Source organism: Sphingomonas sp. KR3-1, from assembly GCF_040049295.1.
Classification (GTDB): Bacteria; Pseudomonadota; Alphaproteobacteria; order Sphingomonadales; family Sphingomonadaceae; genus Sphingomonas.
Window position 1 is genome coordinate 637661 of record NZ_JBDZDQ010000002.1, and the last position, 21217, is coordinate 658877.

At 67.0% G+C, this 21217-nt stretch carries 19 protein-coding genes; 10 read left to right on the plus strand and 9 right to left on the minus strand.

The genetic code is table 11. The features are described 5' to 3' along the window. Window positions 1-50 precede the first annotated feature (50 nt). The 4 genes from ABLE38_RS14800 to ABLE38_RS14815 all read right to left on the minus strand — a co-directional run bounded on the left by ABLE38_RS14800 (window position 51) and on the right by ABLE38_RS14815 (window position 7009). Window positions 51-2186 carry a catalase gene (locus ABLE38_RS14800; protein WP_348974994.1) on the minus strand — a complete coding sequence of 712 codons (2136 nt, stop codon included), beginning with the start codon at window positions 2184-2186 and terminating at the stop codon, window positions 51-53. 102 nt (window positions 2187-2288) lie between these two features. Beyond that, window positions 2289-3413 (minus strand): mechanosensitive ion channel domain-containing protein, encoded by a 1125-nt coding sequence (locus tag ABLE38_RS14805; RefSeq protein WP_348974995.1) that lies wholly within the window; start codon window positions 3411-3413, stop codon window positions 2289-2291. 81 nt (window positions 3414-3494) lie between these two features. After that, entirely contained in the window at window positions 3495-3893 is a 399-nt protein-coding gene (locus ABLE38_RS14810; protein ID WP_348974996.1) for a BLUF domain-containing protein, read from the minus strand. Window positions 3894-4021: 128 nt separating this feature from the next. Beyond that, entirely contained in the window at window positions 4022-7009 is a 2988-nt protein-coding gene (locus ABLE38_RS14815; RefSeq protein ID WP_348974997.1) for a PAS domain-containing protein, read from the minus strand. Window positions 7010-7078: 69 nt separating this feature from the next. Between ABLE38_RS14815 and ABLE38_RS14820 the strand changes: the two genes are divergently transcribed. From ABLE38_RS14820 to ABLE38_RS14835, 4 genes are all read left to right on the plus strand, one after another. Then, window positions 7079-7501 (plus strand): alcohol dehydrogenase catalytic domain-containing protein, encoded by a 423-nt coding sequence (locus tag ABLE38_RS14820; protein WP_348974998.1) that lies wholly within the window; start codon window positions 7079-7081, stop codon window positions 7499-7501. A gap of 299 nt (window positions 7502-7800) precedes the next feature. Then, window positions 7801-8751 carry a zincin-like metallopeptidase domain-containing protein gene (locus ABLE38_RS14825; RefSeq protein WP_348974999.1) on the plus strand — a complete coding sequence of 317 codons (951 nt, stop codon included), beginning with the start codon at window positions 7801-7803 and terminating at the stop codon, window positions 8749-8751. Beyond that, window positions 8748-9164: a DUF2958 domain-containing protein gene (locus ABLE38_RS14830; RefSeq protein WP_348975000.1), complete on the plus strand. Its 417-nt coding sequence runs from the start codon at window positions 8748-8750 to the stop codon at window positions 9162-9164. The genes ABLE38_RS14825 and ABLE38_RS14830 overlap by 4 nt, the downstream gene beginning before the upstream one ends. A gap of 58 nt (window positions 9165-9222) precedes the next feature. Beyond that, window positions 9223-10992 (plus strand): ParB/RepB/Spo0J family partition protein, encoded by a 1770-nt coding sequence (locus tag ABLE38_RS14835; RefSeq protein ID WP_348975001.1) that lies wholly within the window; start codon window positions 9223-9225, stop codon window positions 10990-10992. 191 nt (window positions 10993-11183) lie between these two features. On the opposite strand, the gene ABLE38_RS14840 is transcribed toward ABLE38_RS14835, so the two are convergent. Both ABLE38_RS14840 and ABLE38_RS14845 read right to left on the minus strand, forming a co-directional pair. Beyond that, window positions 11184-11339 (minus strand): hypothetical protein, encoded by a 156-nt coding sequence (locus ABLE38_RS14840; protein ID WP_348975002.1) that lies wholly within the window; start codon window positions 11337-11339, stop codon window positions 11184-11186. Between the two features lie 126 nt (window positions 11340-11465). After that, window positions 11466-11720 (minus strand): excalibur calcium-binding domain-containing protein, encoded by a 255-nt coding sequence (locus ABLE38_RS14845; protein WP_348975003.1) that lies wholly within the window; start codon window positions 11718-11720, stop codon window positions 11466-11468. 494 nt (window positions 11721-12214) lie between these two features. Between ABLE38_RS14845 and ABLE38_RS14850 the strand changes: the two genes are divergently transcribed. From ABLE38_RS14850 to rlxS, 6 genes are all read left to right on the plus strand, one after another. Continuing rightward, window positions 12215-12514, plus strand: a complete 300-nt coding sequence (locus ABLE38_RS14850; RefSeq protein WP_348975004.1) for a DUF736 domain-containing protein — start codon at window positions 12215-12217, stop codon at window positions 12512-12514. Between the two features lie 166 nt (window positions 12515-12680). Beyond that, window positions 12681-12911, plus strand: coding sequence for a helix-turn-helix domain-containing protein (locus ABLE38_RS14855; RefSeq protein ID WP_348975005.1), 231 nt, complete (start codon window positions 12681-12683; stop codon window positions 12909-12911). Continuing rightward, window positions 12908-13435 (plus strand): S26 family signal peptidase, encoded by a 528-nt coding sequence (locus tag ABLE38_RS14860; protein WP_348975006.1) that lies wholly within the window; start codon window positions 12908-12910, stop codon window positions 13433-13435. The genes ABLE38_RS14855 and ABLE38_RS14860 overlap by 4 nt, the downstream gene beginning before the upstream one ends. Further along, window positions 13423-14031, plus strand: coding sequence for a lytic transglycosylase domain-containing protein (locus tag ABLE38_RS14865; RefSeq protein ID WP_348975007.1), 609 nt, complete (start codon window positions 13423-13425; stop codon window positions 14029-14031). Before ABLE38_RS14860 ends, ABLE38_RS14865 begins: the two co-directional genes overlap by 13 nt. Before the next feature lie 220 nt (window positions 14032-14251). Continuing rightward, the gene (locus ABLE38_RS14870; RefSeq protein ID WP_348975008.1) at window positions 14252-14608 is read left to right on the plus strand and encodes a hypothetical protein; all 357 of its coding nucleotides are present in this window, start codon (window positions 14252-14254) and stop codon (window positions 14606-14608) included. 261 nt (window positions 14609-14869) lie between these two features. Beyond that, the gene (gene rlxS, locus ABLE38_RS14875) at window positions 14870-16849 is read left to right on the plus strand and encodes a relaxase/mobilization nuclease RlxS (RefSeq protein ID WP_348975009.1); all 1980 of its coding nucleotides are present in this window, start codon (window positions 14870-14872) and stop codon (window positions 16847-16849) included. Window positions 16850-17365: 516 nt separating this feature from the next. On the opposite strand, the gene ABLE38_RS14880 is transcribed toward rlxS, so the two are convergent. The 3 genes from ABLE38_RS14880 to ABLE38_RS14890 all read right to left on the minus strand — a co-directional run bounded on the left by ABLE38_RS14880 (window position 17366) and on the right by ABLE38_RS14890 (window position 21160). Continuing rightward, window positions 17366-19111: a winged helix-turn-helix domain-containing protein gene (locus ABLE38_RS14880; protein ID WP_348975010.1), complete on the minus strand. Its 1746-nt coding sequence runs from the start codon at window positions 19109-19111 to the stop codon at window positions 17366-17368. Between the two features lie 86 nt (window positions 19112-19197). Next, window positions 19198-20037: an SDR family NAD(P)-dependent oxidoreductase gene (locus ABLE38_RS14885; RefSeq protein ID WP_348975011.1), complete on the minus strand. Its 840-nt coding sequence runs from the start codon at window positions 20035-20037 to the stop codon at window positions 19198-19200. 13 nt (window positions 20038-20050) lie between these two features. Next, a complete protein-coding gene (locus ABLE38_RS14890; RefSeq protein ID WP_348975012.1) occupies window positions 20051-21160 on the minus strand; it encodes a redoxin domain-containing protein in 1110 nt (369 codons plus the stop codon). Window positions 21161-21217 lie beyond the last annotated feature (57 nt).

Below are 21217 nucleotides of genomic sequence, written 5' to 3' on the forward strand. Positions count from 1 at the left end.
GCCGGCGGCGACGCCCTCGGCCCGTGCCGGGGCGCCGCCGTGCGACCGGGCTATTTCGCCTGCTGGGCGTCCGCGTCGAGATCGACCGCCAACTCGCGCGGCCAGTGACGCAGCGCTCCGCACGCCGCGACGAACGCCTTGGCGTCCGCTGCCTTGGCAAGCGAAACGAAGGCTTCGTCGCGATCGGCCTCACCGATGCCGGCCTTGGCGAGCAGCGGTGCCGCTTCCTCGGTGAACCCGATGAACTTCAGGTGGCCGAACGCATCGGCGACGAAATCGCGTGCCGCGCCGTCGCGCGCCAGCCGCGCCGCGCCGTCCGCCGAGAGCACGAGTGCCACCGCGTCATAGAGTACCGAAGGCCCGCCATCGAGCTTCTGCTTGCCCTCGAACAGGGTCCCGTCGTCGAGCGTCACGCCGCCGATCCGGGGCGTGATCACCTCATAGGTGGCGGGGAGCGCCTCGATCGCCTTGGCGAGGGCATTGACCAGCGCGGCCGATGCGCCGTCGCTGACCAGGATGCCGAGCTTGCGGCCGGCGAAGCTGCCGGGCGCGCGCTTGACGATGCTGAGTGCGTCCGAAGGCGCGAGGTCATCGCGCGGCTTGACCGCGGGCTTGGCGGCTGGCGGCAGCTTGGGAAGCGCGAGCCCGGTCGCGACGGTGGTCGCAAGGGTATCGTCAATATTGCGCAGATGTCCGACGATCTTCTCGCGGATGTCGACGCGCACGCATTTGGAGAGCTCGAACACCAGCGCATCGCCGATATGCTTCTGCTCGATCGGCGTCTGGCTGATGAAGAACTGGCGCGCCTGGCTGTAATGGTCGGCAAAACTTTCGGACCGCAGCCGTACCTTCTCGCCCATCTCGGGCTCGGCGAAGTGGCGATAGCCGGCCTCCGGGTCCTCGCGCGGGCCGCCCCAGCTATTGGGTTCGTAATTGGCGCGCCCCTTGGGGTTGCGCATCGCCATGTGCCCGTCCTGCTGGAAATTATGGACCGGGCAGCCGCGCGGCTGGTTGATCGGAATATGGGTGAAGTTGGGCGAGCCCAGGCGCTTGAGCTGGGTGTCGAGATAGGAGAAGTTGCGGCCCTGGAGCAGCGGGTCGTTCGAGAAGCCGATGCCCGGCACGACATTCTGCGTGCAGAAGGCAACCTGCTCGGTCTCGGCGAAGAAATTGTCGACGAGATTGTCGAGCACGAACTCGCCGATGATCCGAACCGGCACCTGTTCCTCGGGAATGATCTTGGTCGGGTCGAGCACGTCGAACTCGAACGCTTCGGCGAACTTGTCGTCGAACAGCTGCACGCCGAAGTCCCAGACCGGCGGCGTGCCCATGTCGATCGCGTCCCACAGGTCGCGGCGGTGGAAGTCGGGATCGGCACCGTTGATCTTGACCGCTTCGTTCCAGACGACCGACTGCAGCCCGAGGCGCGGCTTGAAGTGGAACTTGACGAAGGTCGACTTGCCCTTGGCATTGATCAGCCGGAAGGTGTGGACGCCGAAGCCTTCCATGAACCGGTAAGACCGCGGGATCGCGCGGTCCGACATGGTCCACATGATCATGTGCATCGCCTCGGGGGTCAGGCTGATAAAGTCCCAGAAATTGTCGTGCGCGGTCTGCGCCTGCGGGAATTCGCGGTCCGGCGCGGGCTTGGCGGCATGGACCAGATCGGGGAACTTGATCGCGTCCTGGATGAAGAAGACCGGGATATTGTTGCCGACCAGGTCCCAATTGCCCTGCTTCGTATAGAATTTGCAGGCAAAGCCGCGCACGTCGCGCGCGAGGTCCGCAGAGCCCTTGTTGCCGACCACGGTCGAGAAGCGCGTGAACATCGGCGTGCGCTCGCCGACTTCGCTGAGGATGCGCGCGGTGGTGAATTCCTCCAGCGATTCGGTCAGCGTGAAGGTGCCATGGACGCCGTAGCCGCGCGCATGGACGACGCGCTCGGGGATCCGCTCATGGTCGAAGTGGAAGATCTTCTCGCGGAAATGGAAATCCTCGAGCAGGGTCGCGCCGCGCGGCCCGGTCTTGAGACTGTTCTGGTCGTCCGCGACCGGAATGCCCTGCTGGGTCGTCAGCGTCTCGACGCCGTTGCCTGCCAGCTGGTGGAGCTCGCCGCCATTTCCGACCTTGGTCTCGATTTCTACGGGTTGCGGATCGACGATCTTGTCGTTGGTCGGTTTTACCATGATGCCCTCCAGTTGGTATTTGCCCCAACCCGCCGGAGTGCCCGAAGTTGCCCTATCTTTTCGAACCTTAACTTCAGTTATGACGATTTGGACGGCGCGGCCTCAAGGGGGGCGGCCTTCTCCGCGATCAGGTTGACCGTCGTCGGATAGGCGAAGGCCGATGTCGCGTTGCCGGAAGCGCGCGAGCACTGCGGCCGCGACATTGTCGCGCGCATCGGCCGGGAAGTCGGTCTCGACCGATTCGAACTCGAGATCGTAGCTGAGGCCGGCGTCGGAGAAGCCGTTGAGCCCGCCATGGACCAGGACATAGCCCTCGCTCTCGACGGCTTCCTTGAGCAAAGCGGGCAGCGACCGCACCAGCTCGGGATCGGTCGTGTAGCCGAGATGGAAGTCGAACTTGAAACGGTTGCGCGCGCGCCTGGTGGTGTTGAGGATCTCGAAGTCGAGCAGCTTGCGATTGGCGATGATCCGCTCTTCGCCATTGCCGCCGCGAATGCGGGTCGACTTGAGCCCGATCGCCTCGACCGTGCCGGACCCCGACCCCTTGTCGTAGGAAATGGAGTCGCCGAGCCGGAACGGCCGATCGAAGATGATGGCGAGCGCCGCGAACAGGTCGGCGAACACGCCTTGTGCGGCCAAGCCGATCGCGATGCCGCCGACGCCGAGCCCGGCGATCAGGCCGGTGACGTTGACGCCGAGATTGCTGAGCACCAGCACGACCGAGATGGCGAACAGCGCGATCGTGACCAGCAGCCGGATGATGCCTAGCGCGCTGGCCAGGCCATGGTCATGGCCGGGGTCGGCGCGGGTGCGGTGCTCGATCGCGCCGAAGATGATTTCGCGCGCCCAGATCGCGGCCTGGAACACCGCGACGATGGTGAACAGGAAAACGATGGTCGCATGGATGATCGGCGGAGCGTCGGCATAGCCGATCACCAATCGCGCCGCGGTCATCCCCATGAAGAGGGTGCCGGTCTTCGCCAGCGCGCGGCCGATAATGCTATACCAGGTGGCGACACCTTCGCCGCGCTTGCACAGCCGCACGGCCCAGCCGCGCAACAGCAGGAGGAGGCCGAAGATCGCGACCCCGACGGCTATGGCGATTGCGATCGCCAGCCAGTGCGCGGTGAACCAAGCGGCTGCGTCGGCAGCCGCGCCGCGGGTCTGGGCGATGAGGTCGCCGCGACGCAGGTTTGCGATTGGTCCGGCAAGGTTCTGGTTGGGCATCCGGGACCAAAGCCGCGACCTCGATCGCGGTTCCGGCCGGTTTTGTGCGGCGCGGGAATAAACGCGTGCCGGAAGTCGGGGCTAGGCCGTCGTGCGGACGCTTGCCAGCCCTTCAAACGTGGCGCGCACGTTCGGGGAAGCGCCCGCGACGAGCGACGAGACCTGGGCTAGGAACGCCTCTGCTTCGTCCCCGGCCTGGCGCTCAGCCATTGCCCAGCTGCCGAACTCGCGTTGCTCGATCGAGCGATCCGACAGGATGACGATTGCGCGGTGCCGGCGATCCTCGCGGATGCGATCCAGCGTCGTGGCGAGCTGCGGATCCTCGCCCTCGATGGCTTGCAGGAAGCGCTTGCCGTCGAAAAACAGCAGGCCGGTGATGCCGTCGCGGCGGTTGTTGGCCTTCGAAGCTGCCAGAATCTCGCGCAGTGCGGCGGTACCGACCTCGCCTGTCGCAGTGCTGATATAGACGATCTGACGCATGCAATCCTCTTACCGGGTTGCGCTAGGCTTAGGGCTAACCCGTTATAAACTGGTGAAAACGCGCATGCGCGTTGGCGCCTCTACTATCGGGCTCGAGAGCGAGCCGCAGATCGCGGTAGGCCGCAACCTCAGGCGGACGGCAAGGGCAACAGGATCGACAGGCTTTCGGCCAGCTCGGCATTGCGGAATGGCTTGGTCAAGCGGGCGATGTCGGGATCGACGCCTTCGGCTTCTGCATAGCCGGAGACGATGAGCACCGGCAGGTCCGGCCGCATGGCCTTGAGCTCGCGCGCGAGCTGGGCGCCGCTCATGCCCGGCATGAGATGGTCGGTGACGACGAGGTTCGGGGTGAGCCCGGTCCCGAGCAGCGCCAGCGCTTCCTCCGCGGAGCTTGCTTCGGTCACCTGGTAGCCGAGATCCACCAGCATGTCGGCGGTGCTCATCCGCACCAGCTCCTCATCGTCGACCAGCAGCGCGACGCCGCGCGACTTCACGACCAGAGTCTGCGCCGGTTCCTGCTCCGGGCTTCCCGGGGCGATGGCGCTGATCGGCAGCCAGAGCATGATAGCCGTGCCCGCGCCGGGTTCGCTTTCGATCGTCATCCCGCCACCGAGCTGGGCGGCCAGTCCATGCACCATCGACAGGCCGAGGCCGGTGCCCTTGCCGAGCCCCTTGGTCGAGAAAAAAGGTTCGGTCGCGCGCTGAAGCGTCGCTTCGTCCATGCCGACGCCGGTGTCGGTGACGGTGAGGCACACATAATGTCCTTGGGCCAGGCCCGCGGCATGCTGGACGCGAATGCTTTCGCGATGCGCGGCAATCCTGAGCTCGCCGCCCTTGGGCATCGCGTCGCGCGCATTTACCGCAAGGTTGAGCAGCGCCATCTCGAGCTGATTCACATCCGCGCGCGCCGGCGGCAGGTCCTTTGCGAGGTCGACCCGGACATCGATCGTCGGACCCAGCGTCGAGCTGAGCAGTCCGACCATCCCTTCGACGAGCAACGCAACATCGACCGCGGTCGGCTGAAGTGGCTGGCGGCGGGCAAAGGCGAGCAGGCGCTGCACGAGCGTCTTGGCGCGCTCGGCCGACTGGAGCGCGCCGTCGATCAGGCGCCGCTCGCGTTCGCTGCCGACATTCTTGCGCACCAGCATGTCGAGCGAGCCGATGATCGGGGTGAGAAGATTGTTGAAGTCGTGGGCGACGCCGCCGGTCAGGCTGCCCATCGCCTCCATCTTCTGGCTTTGGCGCAGCGCTTCCTGCGCCTTCTCCAGTTCCGCCTCGCGGGCCTTGGCGTGGCTGAGATCGCGTCCGACGGCAATGAAGTTGAGGCCGTCCGGCTCGGGCGCGACCGTCCATTCGATCGGCTTCCAGCCGCCGTCGCTGGTGCTGATGCGATTCTCGAAGCGGGTGGGCTGACGTGTCTCCGCCATGCGCCCGATTGTCGCCAGGGTAGGCGGCGCATCCTCGGGATGCATGAAGGTCGCATAGCCGCGCGTCAGCAACTCGTGTTCGCTCCAGCCCAGCACCTGCGTCCAGGCCGGGCTGACCGCCGACATCATGCCCGTGTAATCGGCGCGTGCGAGCATGTCCTGCGACAGGTTCCACAACCGGTCGCGCTCTGCGGATTTGGCCGCAACCTGCGCCGCCAGCGTCTCGTTGAGCTCGCGCAGCCGTGCCTCGCTTGCCCTGAGGGCATGTTCGCCGCGCGCGCGCTCGACGGCGTTGCGCGTCCGGTCCGCGAACTCCCGGATCAGCGCGAGATCGGCCTCGCTCCAGTTGCGGACCTCGCCATGGTTGACGAAGAATACTGCGACGAGACGGCCCTGCTCGAGGACCGGCGCATTGACGAACGCGCAGGAGTTTTTGGCTGCCAGCGCTTCGACGGCGCCGGACGTGCGGGGATCGGCGCGGACATTCGGGATGACGATGTACTCGCCCCGCTTCAGGTCGTCGATGAACGAGCCATAGTCGCGCAGCGACAGGGTTCCGGCGAGCGTATCGACCCCAGGCGCGGTCCAGTCGCGCTCGACATGGAGCGTCTCGGCATCGTGATCGATCGCGGCATAGCCAACACGGGCATTGCCAAGCGTCCGCCCAAGGACCTCGGCCGCAGCATATCCGATATCGGCGGGATCCGTCAGGTCCCGGATCGCCAGGGTCAGCTCCGCCAGTGCGAGGCGATAGACCTCCGCCGCCTTGCGCCCGGTGATATCGAGCACAGTCCCCGCAACGCGCAGGCATTGCCCGGAGGCGTCGAACACGCCGCGGCCCTTGGCGGCGACCCACCGCACCAGGCCGTCCTCCTTGCCGATCGTGCGATATTCGACATCGTAGAGCGCACGGACTTCCGGATCGGCGGCGGCGAGATAAGCGATGGTCGTCGCTTCGCGATCGTCGGGATGGAGGCCGCTGTAGAAGTCGTCGAGCGTGACCGGCACGTCCGGAGAGATGCCGAACATCGCCTTGGTGCGCGCGGGCCAGATCAGACGGTCGTTGACGATATCGACGTCCCAGAAGCCGACCTCGGCATTGTCGACCGCCAGGTGCAGGCGCGCTTCGCCCTCGCGAAGCTCGGCCTCGGCGCGGTCGCGCGCCTGTGCGAGCCGCGCATTCTCGATCGCGATAGTCGCGAGCCGGGCCAGGCTCTCGAGCCGCTCGACCGTGCCCTGGTCGTGATCCGCCGGCGCGGACCAATAGGCGCCGAGCGCCGCGACCGGCTCGGGCCGCCCGATCGGCACCATGATGAGGCTGCGCACGAAGGTCTGGGCATAGGCCTTTTGCGGAATTCGGGAGTCGAGCCGGACATCGCGGATCGCGACCGTTTCGCGTTCGCGCATCGCCCAGCCGGAAATGCAATCCGCCGCGGGAAAGCTCTGGCCCTGCCATAAGGGCGAGACCGCATCCTCGGCGACATAGGCGCAGCGGTCGCCGTCCTTGAGCGCGATGGCGATGCCTTCGGCGCCGATTGCGGAGCGCGCCGTGTCGCGCAGGACCTGAATGACGTCCTCGAAGGAGTGCGCCGTAACCAGCCGTTCGCTGGCCTCGAGGATGCGGGTTTGCCGGCTGGCGTCGCTGGCATGCGGCCCGGCATCGCTTGCAAAGGCCGCGGGCGAAGACATCGGCGGATCCTCCGTGCTCTGAGTTTTCGAGGCCATAAGAAGGGTATAGAGTGCGTAGCCCCGCGCGTCATGCGCGACTTTTGGCCAGAGCTTCGCGCCGCGTCTCACCGATCGACGCGGCGAACCGTCTATCCCTTCGTTCTTGGCTCCGACGTCGCCGGCGAGGTTGCCGAGGTCGGCGCAGGCGTGACCCGGTTCGCGGTCGGCGATCGGGTGGTCGGCCATGCGGTCGGGTCCGACAAAGCGCGCAATTGCGCTGCCGAGGGCGCCTTCCAGAGCCATGTCGTGCTGCTCGCCCATATGACTGCGCCGCCGCCGGACGACCTGGCGTTCGAGGCGGCAGCGGTGCTGCCGCTCGCGGCCTCGACCGCGGCCTGCGGCCTTTTCCAGCGGGACCTGCGTAGGGTGTTTCCTGGGGCAGGGGCGGCAAGGGGCGGGGCGGCGCCTCGCGCGCTTGCGCGCGACCGCGTGCTACGCCGCACGATCGCCTGACGGCATGTGCGCCGCCGAGCCCTGCGGTCTCGGCCAAGGGTGACGCCCGCTGGCGCAGCGGCGGAGGCTGCTGTGCAGCCGAGTCTTTTATGTGCCTCTCCCGGCAAGCGGGAGGTGGCCGGCGCTCCCGGCTAGGCCCGCCGCGGCCGGCGGCAACCCCTCGCTACGCTCGCGGTGCTCCACTTCGTTGCGCCCTTCGGTGCCGCCCGCCGCTTCGCGCGGGCCTGGTCCGTCCGCTTCGCCGCCCACCCCCCGCTCTTGCGGGGAGGCATGGTGTTTTTGGCGGTGGGGAGCGTGCGATGCGCAAGACCAACAACCGTGGAGCCAAAGGCGAGCGGGGCGATCTGTATCGGCAAGTGACGGCGCGGATCGTCGCCGAGCTGGAGGCGGGACGGCTTCCATGGGTGCAGCCTTGGGGCAGCGCCGGGATCGGACCCTGCCTGCCGCATAATGCGGCAACCAAGCGGCCCTATTCGGGGATCAACATCCTGCTGCTCTGGGGCGCCGCGCAGGAGCGCGGCTTTGCCGGGCAGGGCTGGCTGACCTTTCGCCAAGCGCTCGGCGCGGGTGGCGCGGTGCGCAAGGGCGAGCGCGGGACCACGGTCTTCTATGCCGATAGCTTCGTGCCCAAAGAGGAAAAGGCGCGGGCTGCCGAGACAGGGGAAGACGCGAAGGCGGTCACCTTCCTCAAGCGTTTCACCGTCTTCCATATCGACCAGTGCGACGGCCTGCCCGAGGGACTGGGCGGGGAGGCGGCGCCCGTGTCCGAGGCCGATCAGGTCCCGCTTGCCGAGGCCGTGATTGCCGCCTCGGGCGTGCCGTTCCGAATCGGCGGCGACGAAGCCTATTATGCTCCCGGACTGGATATGGTTGTGGTGCCGCCGCAGCGGGCCTTCTTCGCGCCGATCAACTTCTACCGCACCGCGCTCCACGAACTGACCCACGCCACCGGCCACGCCAAGCGTCTTGGACGCCAGCTGCTCAATGCGTTCGGCAGCAAGGACTATGCTCGCGAGGAACTGGTCGCCGAGATGGGTTCGGCATTCCTCTGCGCTGCGCTCGGTATCGTCCCCACGGTACGCCATGCCGACTATATCGGCGCGTGGCTCGCGGTGCTGCGCGACGACAATCGCGCGATCTTCCGCGCCGCCTCCCAAGCCAGCAAGGCCGCCGACTGGCTGCTGACGCGCCATCGCGAGGCCGAAGAAGCCGCCGCCGCGCTCCCGCAGGCCGGGAGGATCGCCGCATGATCCTGCTCCCCGATGATCTGCGCGTGATCCTGCGCGCCTATGCCGAGGCGCATCTCGCGGCCCAGCGTTCCCATGCGGCGGAGCCCGATCCCGTGCCGGTTCTCAAGCTGTTCAACCCCTTGAGCGCCGCGACATGGCTGGCGACCGAAATCGACGTCGATGGCGACACCTTGTTCGGGCTCGCCGATCTCGGATTCGGCTGCCCCGAACTCGGATCGTTCAGCATCGCTGAACTGGCTTCGGTGCGCCTGCGCTACGGTCTGCTGATCGAGCGCGACACCGCCTTTCGGACCCCGTTCGCGCTGTCGGTTTGGACGCAGTGGTCGAGCCATGCGGGCTCGATCCTCTGGGCCGAAACCCTGCTTCGCCGCGTCGCGCTGGCGCGCGGCATCCCCGATCCCTCCGGACCCTGAGCCCGGCGGATGGCGTGCGGCGCGCCTGTCCGCCGCAATCGAAAGAGGAGTTATTGCTATGCAATTGCAGTTCATCGCGCTCGACCGGCTTACGGTCAGCAAGGCCAATATGCGCCACGGCAAGGCGCCGCCCGATGTGAGCGACATCCTTCCCACGATCCGCAAGCGCGGGGTGATCCAGTCGCTGCTGGTCCGCCCCGGACCCGAGCCGGAGCATTTCCAGATCGACGCGGGAAGCCGCCGCTTCCACGCGGCGGGGCTGGACGCCGCCGAGAAGGAAATCGCGCCAAGCGACTATCTGCTGCCCTGCGGCATCCTCGAAGACGGCGACGATGCCGCCGCCATCGAGGCCTCGCTGATCGAGAATATGGCGCGGCTCGATCCCGACGAGGTGCGGCAATGGGAAGCGTTCGCCAAGCTGGCGAAGCAGGGCCAGAGCCCCGAGGCAATCGGGCTTACCTTCGGCCTGCCCGAGCTTGCCGTGCGCCGCACGCTCGCGCTCGGCAATCTGCTGCCGCGCCTGCGCGACCTTTACCGCCGCGACAAGATCGACCGGGTGACGATCCGCCACCTGACCCTTGCCAGCAAGGTCCAGCAGAAGGACTGGCTGGCGCTGTTCGACGATCCCGAGCAGCGCGCGCCGAGCGGCAACCAGATCAAGGCGTGGCTGTTCGGCGGGGCGACCATCCCGACCGCCAACGCGCTGTTCCCGCTGGACGGCTATTCGGGCATTGTGGTCGCCGACTTGTTCGGCGAAGGCGGCTATTTCGCCCACGCGGAGGCGTTCTGGGCCGCGCAGAATGCCGAGATCGAGGTGCGCACCACCGCCTATCTCGACGCCGGATGGAGCGCGGTCGCGGTCGTCCCCGCGACCGAGCATTTCCACAGTTGGGAATATGAGAAGACGCCGAAAAAGAAGGGCGGGCGGGTTTATGTCGATGTCCGCGCCAATGGCGAGGTCGTCTTTCACGAAGGCTATCTCAGCCGCCGCGAGGTTGCACAGCGCGCCAAAGGGGAGCAGCCGGACGCGCCCAAGCCGCCGCCTCCCGAGATCAGCTCGGGTTTGCAATGCTATGTCGATCTGCACCGGCACGCGGCGGTTCGCACCGCGATGCTCGCCAAGCCCGGCGTGGCGCTTCGCCTGATGGCGGCGCACGTCATCGGCACCGGCGCGGCGCAATATTCGGTGAAGCCCGACAACCGTAGCGCACCGAGCGATGCGGTCGCCGAGAGCGCCGAATGCGCCCGCGCCGAGACGGTGTTCGACGAGAAGCGCCGCGCGGCGCTGGCGGTACTGGGGTTCGGCGAGGACGAGGCCAACCTCGTCCACGGCTATGGCGTCGGCCATGAAGTGACCGCCATCTTCGAGCGGCTGGTGGAGCTTCCCGATGCCGTCGTCATGGAACTGGTCGCGGTGGCGATGGGCGAGACGCTGGCGCGGGGCTCCGCCGAAGTCGAGGCGCTGGGGCTGCATCTCGGCGTGGACATGGCCGATTGGTGGGAAGCCGATACCGCCTTTTTCGACCTGATCCGCGACAAGGAGGTGCTGGGCCAGATCGTCGGCGAAGTCGCGGGTGCGCGGGTCGCCGATGCCAACAGGCAGGAGAAGACCAAGACCCTCAAGACCATCGTCGTCGCGCATCTGGAAGGCGCGGACGGTCGTCCCAAGGTCGAGCGCTGGGTGCCGAAATGGATGGCGTTCCCGCCCGCCGCCTATACCGGGCGGGGCGGGGTCGGCACGGTCAAGGCCCATGGCCGGATGCTCGGCGCACGGCCTGTTCTGCCGGACCCTGAGCCGGGTGAGGTCGAGGAGAAGCTGGCGGCCTGACTTGCTGCACGGGCGGTCCTGGGGCCGCCCGTGCCCTTTCGGACCATGAATGAATCGGCCGCGCCGGGCGCCTTTGCAGGCTGCCCGGCGCGGCTTTTTGGGTCGTTGACTAAGGAATGCGGAACGACGGAAGGTTCGTGGAAAGCGGTCGGGCGGCTCATAGGAGCTTGGGCCGCTATCCGGACGCTCGATTACGCAATATCGTTTGCGACCTTGGCTTTGTCTCGCGCGAGGCTACGTCTGGAAAACTCGGCAAGGAACGGCTTGGCGCGTTCCCTGGCACGCTCGCGAAATGCGGCCCTGACTTCGTTGAGCAACTGCCGGTCGGTCAATTCAGCGTTGCTCATCTCAACTCCTCCGAACGGCGATGTTGACCAAATTAGATATACTGCATGGTCGCGTCGAGCGGCGGATTTTCGAGGCGCACAACTTAGGGCCCAACGTCCTGCATGGGGGCGAAACGGTCATTCGCTTCATTGCCGGTAGGGCTCGCAGGCGATCCCGTCCGAATCTCCATCCAGCCCCTCGCGATATCCCGCCTGGCCGCGATACATCGGGGCGGCGCCGGCCGCGCGCGCATCATTGCAGTTGCGATAATAGGCGGATCGCTCGATCGCCGCGCGCTGCTCGGGGGTGGTGGTCACCGCACTCGAGACCGCCAGCAGCTGTGGCATCGCGGCCCAGGTGCCGATGGCGACGGCGCCCCAGACCAGCAGCAGCGTGCGCACGAATGCCCCACGCGATTCCCGTCCGCTCTGCGATCGGCGCGGGCGGCGGTGCCGGTACGGAGTGAATTGCCGAGCCACGCCCCGCAGCCTCGCACCCTGGCCTTGCCAATCGCTTAAGGTTCGCGCTCGACCGCCCCGGCAGGTCCGCCTGTCGCGCATGTCGTACCCTTGGGAGACTGGATTTGCCCTCACTGGCGGGGGGCGGATCCGGCCTTCTTGAGGCCCAGCGCGCGGCGGGCACCCACCGGCGCCGAACCTCCCCGGCGCTTTGGCGAGAGCCGCCCACGGCCTCTTTGCGATGGCTGTCTGGCAGGGCGCGGCCTTCATGCCTGCAACGGCTTCGCCGTCCTCCACTGCGTTGCGGCCCTACGCCCACCCCATCGCGCGAGCGCGACGGGGACCCCGAGCTGGGTGCACGCAGGCCGCCTGCCCTGCCTGTCCGACGCCATCGAGGCCGCATTCGGGCGGCTTCGACCAAGCAGTCGGAGGTTATCATGGCACAGATTGGCAGCTTCACCCGCGACGATGCGGGCAATTTCACCGGCACGATCCGCACGCTCACCCTCAACGTGAAGGCGGTCCTCAAGCCCTCGCCCAAGGACAACGACAAGGCGCCCGACTATCGCGTCACCGCCAATGGCGGGGTCGAGTTCGGCGCCGGCTGGAGCAAATCCTCGCGCGAGGATCGGCCCTATATCTCGGTCAAGCTCGACGATCCTTCCTTCCCCGCGCCGATCTACGCGACGCTGGCCGAGGGCGAGGGCGGTGCGCACAATCTGATCTGGTCGCGCTGATCCGGCCGCCGCGGCGCCCTTCGGGGCGCCGCGGTCCGTCACCCTTTCAAGGGGGTGTCGATTTCGCGGGGGTGCGGTTTTCGACCCTGCTGCCGCCCGGCGCCAGCCGGCAACACCCGTCGTCAGGACGGCCTGCGGGCCTGCCAGCAACGACGGGATTGGAACGATGGACGACGAACTTGCCCGGGCCGAACGCGCAAAGCGCGGCAGCCCCTATCTGAGCACGGCGCAGGCCGCGCATTATCTCGGCATTTCCGAACGCACGCTGCAGCGGATGCGCGGCGGGAAGTCCAAGGATCCGGGTCCGACGCCGCGTCGCCACGCGCATATGGTCATCTACCATATCGACGATCTCGACGCCTGGTCGCGCGATACCTTCAAGGGCAAAAAGCCATGAGCCCCGATGATCTGCGGGTGCGGGCACGCGTCTGGCGATGGATCCTGGTCGGTCTCGCCTGCTTCTGGGCGACGCTCGCGACCCTGGCCTTTCCGCCGGCGCCGCGCCTCGTCTGGAACGCGAGCGACAGCGCCCCGCAAGGGCTCTACCGGGTGTTCCCGGGCACTGCGCCGGGTCGCGGCGATATGGTGATTGCCTGGGCGCCGGCGCCCTATCGGCACCTTGCTGCGACCCGACACTACCTCCCGGGCAATGTGCCGCTGGTGAAGCGTGTCGCCGCGCTCGCCGGGGATCGAGTCTGTGCGACCGGCCCCTCGATCCGCGTCGACGGCAAGCAGGTCGCGACCCGGCTCGCCGTGGATGGCAAGGGCCGGCCTATGCCCTGGTGGGAGGGCTGCCGGACCCTGCCTCCCGGCGAGTATCTCCTGCTGATGGATGCGCCCGCGTCGTTCGACGGGCGCTATTTCGGGATCAGCCGCGCCGACCAGTTGGTCGGCAAAGCGAGGCCGCTATGGACCCGCTGAGGTTCGCGCTCGCCCCGCTGATGCTCGCGCTGCCGGGCCCTGCGGCGGCCGACGCGGTGGCGCGCTGGCAGCCCTTCATCGCCGAAGCCTCGCAGCGCTTCGGCATCCCCGAGACCTGGATCGTCCGGGTGATGCGCGCCGAGAGCGGAGGGATGACCGCGATCGACGGACGCCCGATCCGTTCGACCAAGGGCGCGATGGGGCTGATGCAGCTGATGCCGGGAACCTGGTCGGACATGCGTGCGCGGCTCGGCCTCGGCGCCGATCCGGACGATCCGCGCGACAATATCCTCGCCGGTACTTGCTACCTTCGGCTGATGTACGACCGGTTCGGCTATCCCGGCCTGTTCGCCGCGTACAATGCCGGGCCGGGCCGCTATGCCGAGTGGCTCGCCGGTCGCGCCACTTTGCGCGCCGAGACGATCGCCTATGTGGCGAAGGTCGCGCCAGCCGGCCGAGTTGCACAGACAGCGGCAATCGAAGCGCCCACGCCGCCCTTGTTCGCGGTGCGGCGCGAGCTTGCCGATGTTGCTGCGCAGGATGCTGCCAATAGGCCCCGATCGCTCCTGTTCGCAGTGCGGAAGGACCCGCAATGACGGTCCTGCGGGGTGGGGGCTCGTCGTGGTCGTCCCAGCATGACGGGGGGCGCAGCGCCTATCAAGGCCCGCGGGTCCCCCCAATTTGCTGCGCAAATCGGTTCCCCCCGCGTCCGCTGCGCGGCGCCTGCGCTGGCGCTCCGGCGGCCCTGACAGCCGCTGCGCCCCCCGTCGTCGAGGCTGCGTCCTCGATGAGGAGGGCGACAAGCGGAGACAGTTCATGACCTTTGTTCAACCCATCTCGGCCGCAGCGGATCGCGTGATTTCGGCGCTGGCGGCGGGGCTAGAGATCGAGTTCGGACGGGGCGCCGGCCAGGCATTGGCGCATCGTTTTCTGGAAGCCGAGGATGTCGAATTCCATTGGGATGCGCGGATAAAGGAGCGCTGGATCGGCAGCTATGAGGCGTTGGGCGGGGAGGAAATCGAGCTCGATCGGGTGCGCATTCTGGGGCGCCTGGACGGCAAATGGTTCGTCGCGGTGATGATCATCGACGGGGACGGAAGCGCGCACGGGATGCAAGGTCGACGCGCGTTCAAGCGGCGTGGCGACGCGGTTCGGGCGTTCGCGGATGCCTGATCTCGATGGGCCGGGATGCGGTGTCGGAAGGCGCGCGCGTCCCGGCCATTTTTTTGCGCCGAGTGAGGGGGAGGGCAGCAGAAGAAGGAAGAAGGGAATGCAAGAGAAAGGCAATGTCTCGCGGCCATTGCTATGTGGTTGTCTGCACATCGTTTTTTCGCGAGACAGGCGCGGCGCCCTGCGAGACAGAAGGCGCAGAAAGGGCGGAAATCCGACGTTTCTTGCCCCTGTTTGCGAGACTCTCGCTGAGCGGCGGTCGTCATGAGCGATGACGGAGAGTTCACCCCGCGTCTGGGCAGGATGCGCAACCGCGGCGGCGGTAAGCGCGCGCGGCGCTACCTTTCGACCGTCGTCGCTGCCGCGGCCCGCTCCGCCGAGAAGGGTGAGATCCGCAGCCGGCGGTTCGACGGCAGCCGGATCGGCCGTGGCGCCAGCATGGGCAGGTTGCTCTCCAGCCGCGACCGGCTCGCCGCGTTCCGGGCACGGCGCGCGGTGGTCAAGACGCGGCTCGTGCGCCTCGGCGGGAAAGGCCTGTCGGCGGCGCGTGCGCATCTCCGCTATATCCAGCGCGACGGCGTCACCCGCGAAGGTGCGCCGGGCGAGCTCTATTCGGCCGAGCATGCTCGGGCCGACGGCAAAGCATTCCTCGAACGCTCGGCAGGCGACCGCCACCAGTTCCGTTTCATCGTCTCCGCCGAGGACGGGTCCGAGTATCCCGACCTTAAGCCCTATATCCGCCGTCTGATGACGCAGATGGAGGCCGATCTCGGCACGCGTCTCGACTGGGTGGCAGTGGACCATTTCAACACCGCGCACCCGCATACGCACATCATGCTGCGCGGCGTCGACGACCTCGGCCAGAATCTTGTCATCGCCCGCGAGTATATCTCGCACGGCATCCGCACGCGGGCGGCCGAACTGGCGACACTCGATCTGGGACCACGCACCGACCAGGAGATCGAGGCCCGGCTGCGCCATGATATCGGCGAGGAGCGGGTGACCGCGATCGACCGGCGCCTGATCCAGGCGATGGACTCCGATCGCGTCGTGTCCTCGGCGGACAGCGACCCGTTCCAGCAGTCGCTTCGCGCGGGTCGGCTGCAGAAGCTCGCCAGCCTCGGGCTCGCCGACAATTTGGGCGGCGGCCGTTGGCAGCTCGCCGAGGATCTGGAGGCGACCCTTAAGGCGATGAGCGAGCGAGGCGACATCATCCGCACGATGCAGCGCGAGTTGACCGCCCGGAAGCTCGAGCGCCCTTGGCTTGGACGCAGCGTTTTTGGCGCCGGCGACGCCGCCGTCGAACCCATCGTCGGCCGCATTATCGCGAGAGGCTTCGCCGACGAGCATAACGACCGCCATTTCCTGCTCGTCGATGGCGTCGATGGCCATGCCCATTATATTGATATCGGTCGAGGCGATGCGACCGGTCCATTGGCCGAGGGAAGCATCGTCGAAGTGCGCGCGCGCAGCCTGGAGGTCCGCGACGCCGACCGCGTCGTCGCCGAGGTCGCCGCCGCCAATGCCGGGCGATACTCGGTAGATCTCCATCTGCGGCATGATCCCACCGCGACCCAGGCCTTTGCCGAGGCGCATGTCCGCCGGCTCGAGGCGATGCGCCGCGCTGGCGCCGGCGTCGAGCGAGAACCGGACGGAAGCTGGACGATCGCCGCGGACCATCTCGATCGCGCCGCTTCGTACGAGGCCCGCCGCTACCGCGACCAGCCGGCCGAGGTGGTCATCTTATCGGCCGCCCCGCTCGAGCAGTTGCGCGACGCTGATGCCGCGACCTGGGTGGACCGTGAATTGGCTTCTGGCGACGCGCAACCCATACGCGATGCCGGGTTCGGACGAGAGGTTCGTAGTGCGCTGGCTGCGCGTCGCCAATGGTTGGTCAAGCACGGACTGGCAGATTCGGACGGCGACCGCGTGCGGCTACGTGCCAACGCGCTGGCGGCCCTTCGACGCCGGGAATTGCTGCGCGTCGGCGGGCAGTTGTCCGGCGAGCTGGGCAAGGCGTTTGCCGAGGCGCGGCCTGGCGACGCGATTGGGGGCCGGCTCACGCGTCAAATCGATTTGATAAGCGGGCGGTTCGCCCTGGTGGAGAAGAGTCGCGAATTCACGCTCGTGCCCTGGCGGCCGGTACTTGAGCGGCAAGTGGGTAATCAGGTGGGCGGAATCATGCGTGCCGACGGGGTAAATTGGCAGTTCGGGCGGGGAAGGGCCGGGCCGGAAATTACCTAACTGTTGACGCAACGCCTTTGCGAGCGCGTCGCGGGTAACTTCTCTGCGTTCCGAGTACTTCGTTGTTCGACCAAAACCCGCATGGCAGCACCGCGCCCCAATTGCGGTCGTCCAGAGGGTTATCAATCACCCCCATAGGCTGCCATTCGTTCAGGTGATCTGGGAACGTCCGCAATGGGGTGGAAAGCGGACTGGCGGCTTCCAGCCACAATAAGGCGTTAGCCGCCGAACTTTTCGACCTTCCACCAATATGCCACTTTAAGGTCGCCTACCTGGATGGACGATGGCTTCGAACGAGTCATGTCCAAGAGTTGTCAATCGGCTAGCGGCTCAGAAATTGACGGACCGCTTTGACACGACCTGTCGTGCGGCATTGCGACCTAATTTCGGTTGCTCAGCCGGAGTGAGCGTGACTCCAGAACCTGCCATCCGTTCGCACTGTCGAAATGGCAATTACGACGGCAAATTCCTCGTGCTCACCACGCTCTTGTATCAGCGGCAGCTACGCGGTGATATCTACCCAGCAATCCGGAATGCCGCCTCAAGTTGCGTTTTGAGGGAATCGTCACACGGATATTCCCTAATTCGCTCGAGTGCCCGGGAGCACCAGGCGCGGCACTCAATCCTGTGAGAGAGCGCGAGGAACAACGGCGCGCTTACTGCAGCTAGCGGGATGGCGATCTTCGGGTCGCCTTGGGAGCCAAAGCTCCAATCGAGCGCGTTGCGGATGTTGCCGAGCTGAAGGCGCAACTGGCCTGTGCCCTGCGGTAGGTTTATCGCTTCCTCAGCCGCTTCGAGTTCGCCGAGGAAATAGTTGGCGTGGCGACGCGCGATTTCGCGCTGCGCGTCGCGGCCACGCAATGCCAGCTTTTCTCGAGCATAAGCGCGCGTCATTTCGAGCAGCCGGTAGGTGGAAGTGCGCCGCGACGTGTCCGGCACGAGCAGCGACTTGGACGTCAGGCTATCCATGGCTGCCGCTACTTCATCCGCCAATATCCCCGCGTCGGCGACCACTTCAACTGCCGCGTCGATCGAGAATGGCCCGACGAATACCGATATGCGCTCGAGGACGACTTGCTCGGCGGGTGAGAGCAGGTCGTAGCTCCAGTCGAGCATCGCCTGCATGGTCTGCTGGCGCGGCTGCGCCGTTCGCCGGCCCGGCCAGACGAGACTGAACCGTTCGCCGAGTTGGCGTGCGGTAGCGACGATACCATGGGTGGCTGCGCGCACCGCGGCGAGCTCGATCGGCAGCGCAAGGCCGCCGAGCCGCCGGCACATCTGGGCAATCAGTTGCATGGCTTCATAGTCGATTGTCAGCGCGCTGTCAGCGGCGGTGGCGCGTTCGCAGAATAGCCGCACCGCGGGGAAGGCGCGCAGTTCCTCCAGCGTCCGACCATCCAGTTCGCCCGGAAACTCCAGCGCCTCGAGGCGCAGCACATGCTCGTCGCGTATGCGAAGGGGCTCGCGCGAGGTGCTCACGATCCGCGCTCCGGGCGCTTCGGAGACGATCCGCTCGGCGACGCTGGCGGCCTGCTCGATGAGATGCTCGCAATTGTCGAGGATCAAGAGGAACGGCTCGTGGCCGATATGCTCGAGTATTGCTGCGAGCGGATCATTCCTCCGATCGGTGACACCCATGGCACCGGCGATCATCGACGGTACGATCGCCGGGTTTTCGAGCATGCTGAAATCGACGAAGGCGACGCGGTTGGCGAAGGCGGGTGCCAGCCGGTGCCCGAGTTCGATCGCGAGCGAGGTCTTGCCCAGGCCGGCCGCCCCGACGATCGAGAAGAGAGGCGTGTCGATCACGCGTTCCATCAGGAACGCCACGTCACGCTCGCGCCCGATCAGATGCGGCAGGCGGGCAGGGACCCGGATGTCACCCGCGAGCGGACGGGTGACCACCTCCGGCACAGGCGCGCCCTGCCGCTCGATGGGACTGACAAAGGCATAGCCGACGCCGATCTGGGTCGCGATGTAGCGCGCGCCATCGGTGCCGTCCCCGAGCAGCTTGCGCAGTGCCGCCATATGGAAGCGCAGGCTGCCATCCTCGACTATCACGTCCGGCCAGACGCGCTTGAGCAACTCGCGCTTGGAGAGCACGCGCCCCGGTTGTTCGGTCAGCACGACAAGCAGATCAAACGACCGCCCGCCGATCTCGACCGGCTCGCCGTCCTTGGTCAGCAGTCGCTCGCCCGGCGACAGGCGGAAAGGGCCGAAGCATAGGGGGCCGCCGCGAAGCTGTGTCTCTGGGTCTGCCACGATCCGTCGTCCCGGTGTCCGATCGTGGGCCTAATGCCGCAAAAGCGGGCACATCTCCATTCTACCAAGGTAGCAGGAGAGCGGCCTCAGCCTTCCGGCGGGAAATCGGTGGAGAGGCTGACCGCGCGCCATTGCTCCAGCTCCGCAAGACGCGCCTTGTCGAAACGCTCGATCAGACCGACCGCGTCGCTGCCAAGGGGGAGGCGGAGGGGCGGGGAGTCCGAAGCGACCACGTCCAAAATCGCCCGGGCGCCCAGGCGCGGATCGCCGCGCTGCTTGCCGTTGGATGCGGCCTGCATGCGCGAAGCATTGCCGACCACCGCATCATATTCGGCGCGTCCCGCCTCCAGCCTGGTCGAGGATCCGGCGAAGTCGGTGCGGAAGCCGCCCGGCTCGACAACCGTCACCCGTACGCCGATCAGTTTCATTTCCTGCGCGAGCACTTCGGAAAAGCCCTCCACGCCCCATTTTGCCGCCGAATAGGGCGAGCGACCGGGCGCGCCGATCCGACCGCCGACCGAGGAGAACTGGACGATATGCCCCCGGCGCCGTTCGCGCATGTGCGGGATCGCCGCCTTGGTCATGATGATCGTGCCGAACAGGTTGGTCTCGATCTGGCGGCGGAAGCTGTCGAGCGTCGTGTCCTCGACCGAGCCGACATCGCCGTAGCCGGCATTGTTGACGAGCACATCGAGCTCGCCGAACGCGTCGATTGCAGTCGCCACCGCGGTGGCCGCGTCGGCCTCGCTGGTCACGTCGAGCTTCGCGGTGGCGAAGCGCGCGGGGTGATGCCCGTCGCCCAGGCCCGCGAGCTGCGCGGGATCCCGCGCCGTCGCAAGCAGATTGTCGCCGGACGCGATAATGGCCTCGCACAGCGCGCGCCCGAAGCCCCGCGAACTGCCGGTCACCAGCCAGGTTCGTGCCATTATCGTTACTCCATCAACCGAAGGTGAAGACATAGGCGCGCGCGCCCGGTCGGGAAAATTCGATCGCGATCGTCCGGTCGGTGATTGCGCCGGTCTGGCGGACGAGCTGATAGAGCCGGTCCTCCTTCACTTCGCCCCAGCCACCCGCATCGACATCGACGCCGTGGCTTGCCCCCGGCGCCCGCCCGTCGATTGTCACGCGGAAGCGCACCGGCTGCCCGTCGGGCGCTCCGCCAAGCACGAGATGCGCATCGCGGGCGCGGAAGCGGAAGCGGATCGTGCCGGTGTCCCCCACGAGCATCGCGTACTCGCCGCCGACCTGCCAGCTGCCCACCAGGTCCCATTGGTTTAGCGACAGGCCCGGTGCCGGGGTATAGGCGTGGGCCATGTCCCGCCGCAGGCCGCCGGGCGAGGCGAAGTCGACGCCCTTGGCATAGCCGAGATAGGCCTCGGGCGAGCCCAGGTCCGCCCAGTCCGCCGGGGCCTCGATTCCCGTGCCGTCGATCGGCGCCACCGGCACGCCGGACAGGTTCTGGCCTGCCTCGGCCAGCAGCGAGCGGATCAGCCGTTCCGCTTCGCCATACCCGCCCTCGCCGAGCCGGTAGCCGCGAATCTTGCCCTTGGCGTCGATGAAATAGATGCCGGGCCAACCCTGGTTGGCGAAGTCCCGCCACACGGCATAATCATTATCCTGCAAGTTCGGATAGGTGATCTTCAGCTGCGCGACCGCCAGGCGGACCTTGGCCGGATCCTTCTCGAAGCCGAATTCGGGCGCGTGCACGCCGATCACCGCGAGGCCCCTGGCGCCATAACGCGTATTCCACGCGCGCAGATAAGGCAGGGCGCGCAGCGAGTTGATGCACGAATAGGTCCAGAAATTCACGACCACCACCTTGCCGCGCAGTGCCTTCGGACCTTCGCGCACCGGCGTGAGCCAGGGCGATCCGCGCTGCAGCACTTCGACAGGCCGGGAGGTGGCGCCGAACGGCGCGTCGGCGATCGCATCGGCGGGCTGGGCCGAAGGGCGCGTCAGCCCCAGCGCATCGCCGAAGCAGATCGCAGTGGTGGCACCTGCCGCGGCAATTGCGGCAGCGGCAAAGCCGAGCGAGCGTCTGGTCATCATCACAGCCTCATCTTGAAGTGACGCTGATCTAGGGTGTCGCCGCGCCGGCGCCCGTTA

Bases quoted from the DNA above. Each gene is read 5' to 3' on its own strand.
- ABLE38_RS14890 (WP_348975012.1), bottom strand. From the start codon at position 21,160: ATGATGACCAGACGCTCGCTCGGCTTTGCCGCTGCCGCAATTGCCGCG.
- ABLE38_RS14885 (WP_348975011.1), bottom strand. From the start codon at position 20,037: ATGGCACGAACCTGGCTGGTGACCGGCAGTTCGCGGGGCTTCGGGCGC.
- ABLE38_RS14855 (WP_348975005.1), top strand. From the start codon at position 12,681: ATGGACGACGAACTTGCCCGGGCCGAACGCGCAAAGCGCGGCAGCCCC.
- rlxS (WP_348975009.1), top strand. From the start codon at position 14,870: ATGAGCGATGACGGAGAGTTCACCCCGCGTCTGGGCAGGATGCGCAAC.
- ABLE38_RS14830 (WP_348975000.1), top strand. From the start codon at position 8,748: ATGATCCTGCTCCCCGATGATCTGCGCGTGATCCTGCGCGCCTATGCC.
- ABLE38_RS14825 (WP_348974999.1), top strand. From the start codon at position 7,801: ATGCGCAAGACCAACAACCGTGGAGCCAAAGGCGAGCGGGGCGATCTG.
- ABLE38_RS14850 (WP_348975004.1), top strand. From the start codon at position 12,215: ATGGCACAGATTGGCAGCTTCACCCGCGACGATGCGGGCAATTTCACC.
- ABLE38_RS14865 (WP_348975007.1), top strand. From the start codon at position 13,423: ATGGACCCGCTGAGGTTCGCGCTCGCCCCGCTGATGCTCGCGCTGCCG.
- ABLE38_RS14860 (WP_348975006.1), top strand. From the start codon at position 12,908: ATGAGCCCCGATGATCTGCGGGTGCGGGCACGCGTCTGGCGATGGATC.
- ABLE38_RS14805 (WP_348974995.1), bottom strand. From the start codon at position 3,413: ATGCCCAACCAGAACCTTGCCGGACCAATCGCAAACCTGCGTCGCGGC.
- ABLE38_RS14815 (WP_348974997.1), bottom strand. From the start codon at position 7,009: ATGTCTTCGCCCGCGGCCTTTGCAAGCGATGCCGGGCCGCATGCCAGC.
- ABLE38_RS14870 (WP_348975008.1), top strand. From the start codon at position 14,252: ATGACCTTTGTTCAACCCATCTCGGCCGCAGCGGATCGCGTGATTTCG.
- ABLE38_RS14800 (WP_348974994.1), bottom strand. From the start codon at position 2,186: ATGGTAAAACCGACCAACGACAAGATCGTCGATCCGCAACCCGTAGAA.
- ABLE38_RS14810 (WP_348974996.1), bottom strand. From the start codon at position 3,893: ATGCGTCAGATCGTCTATATCAGCACTGCGACAGGCGAGGTCGGTACC.
- ABLE38_RS14835 (WP_348975001.1), top strand. From the start codon at position 9,223: ATGCAATTGCAGTTCATCGCGCTCGACCGGCTTACGGTCAGCAAGGCC.
- ABLE38_RS14840 (WP_348975002.1), bottom strand. From the start codon at position 11,339: ATGAGCAACGCTGAATTGACCGACCGGCAGTTGCTCAACGAAGTCAGG.
- ABLE38_RS14820 (WP_348974998.1), top strand. From the start codon at position 7,079: ATGCGCGACTTTTGGCCAGAGCTTCGCGCCGCGTCTCACCGATCGACG.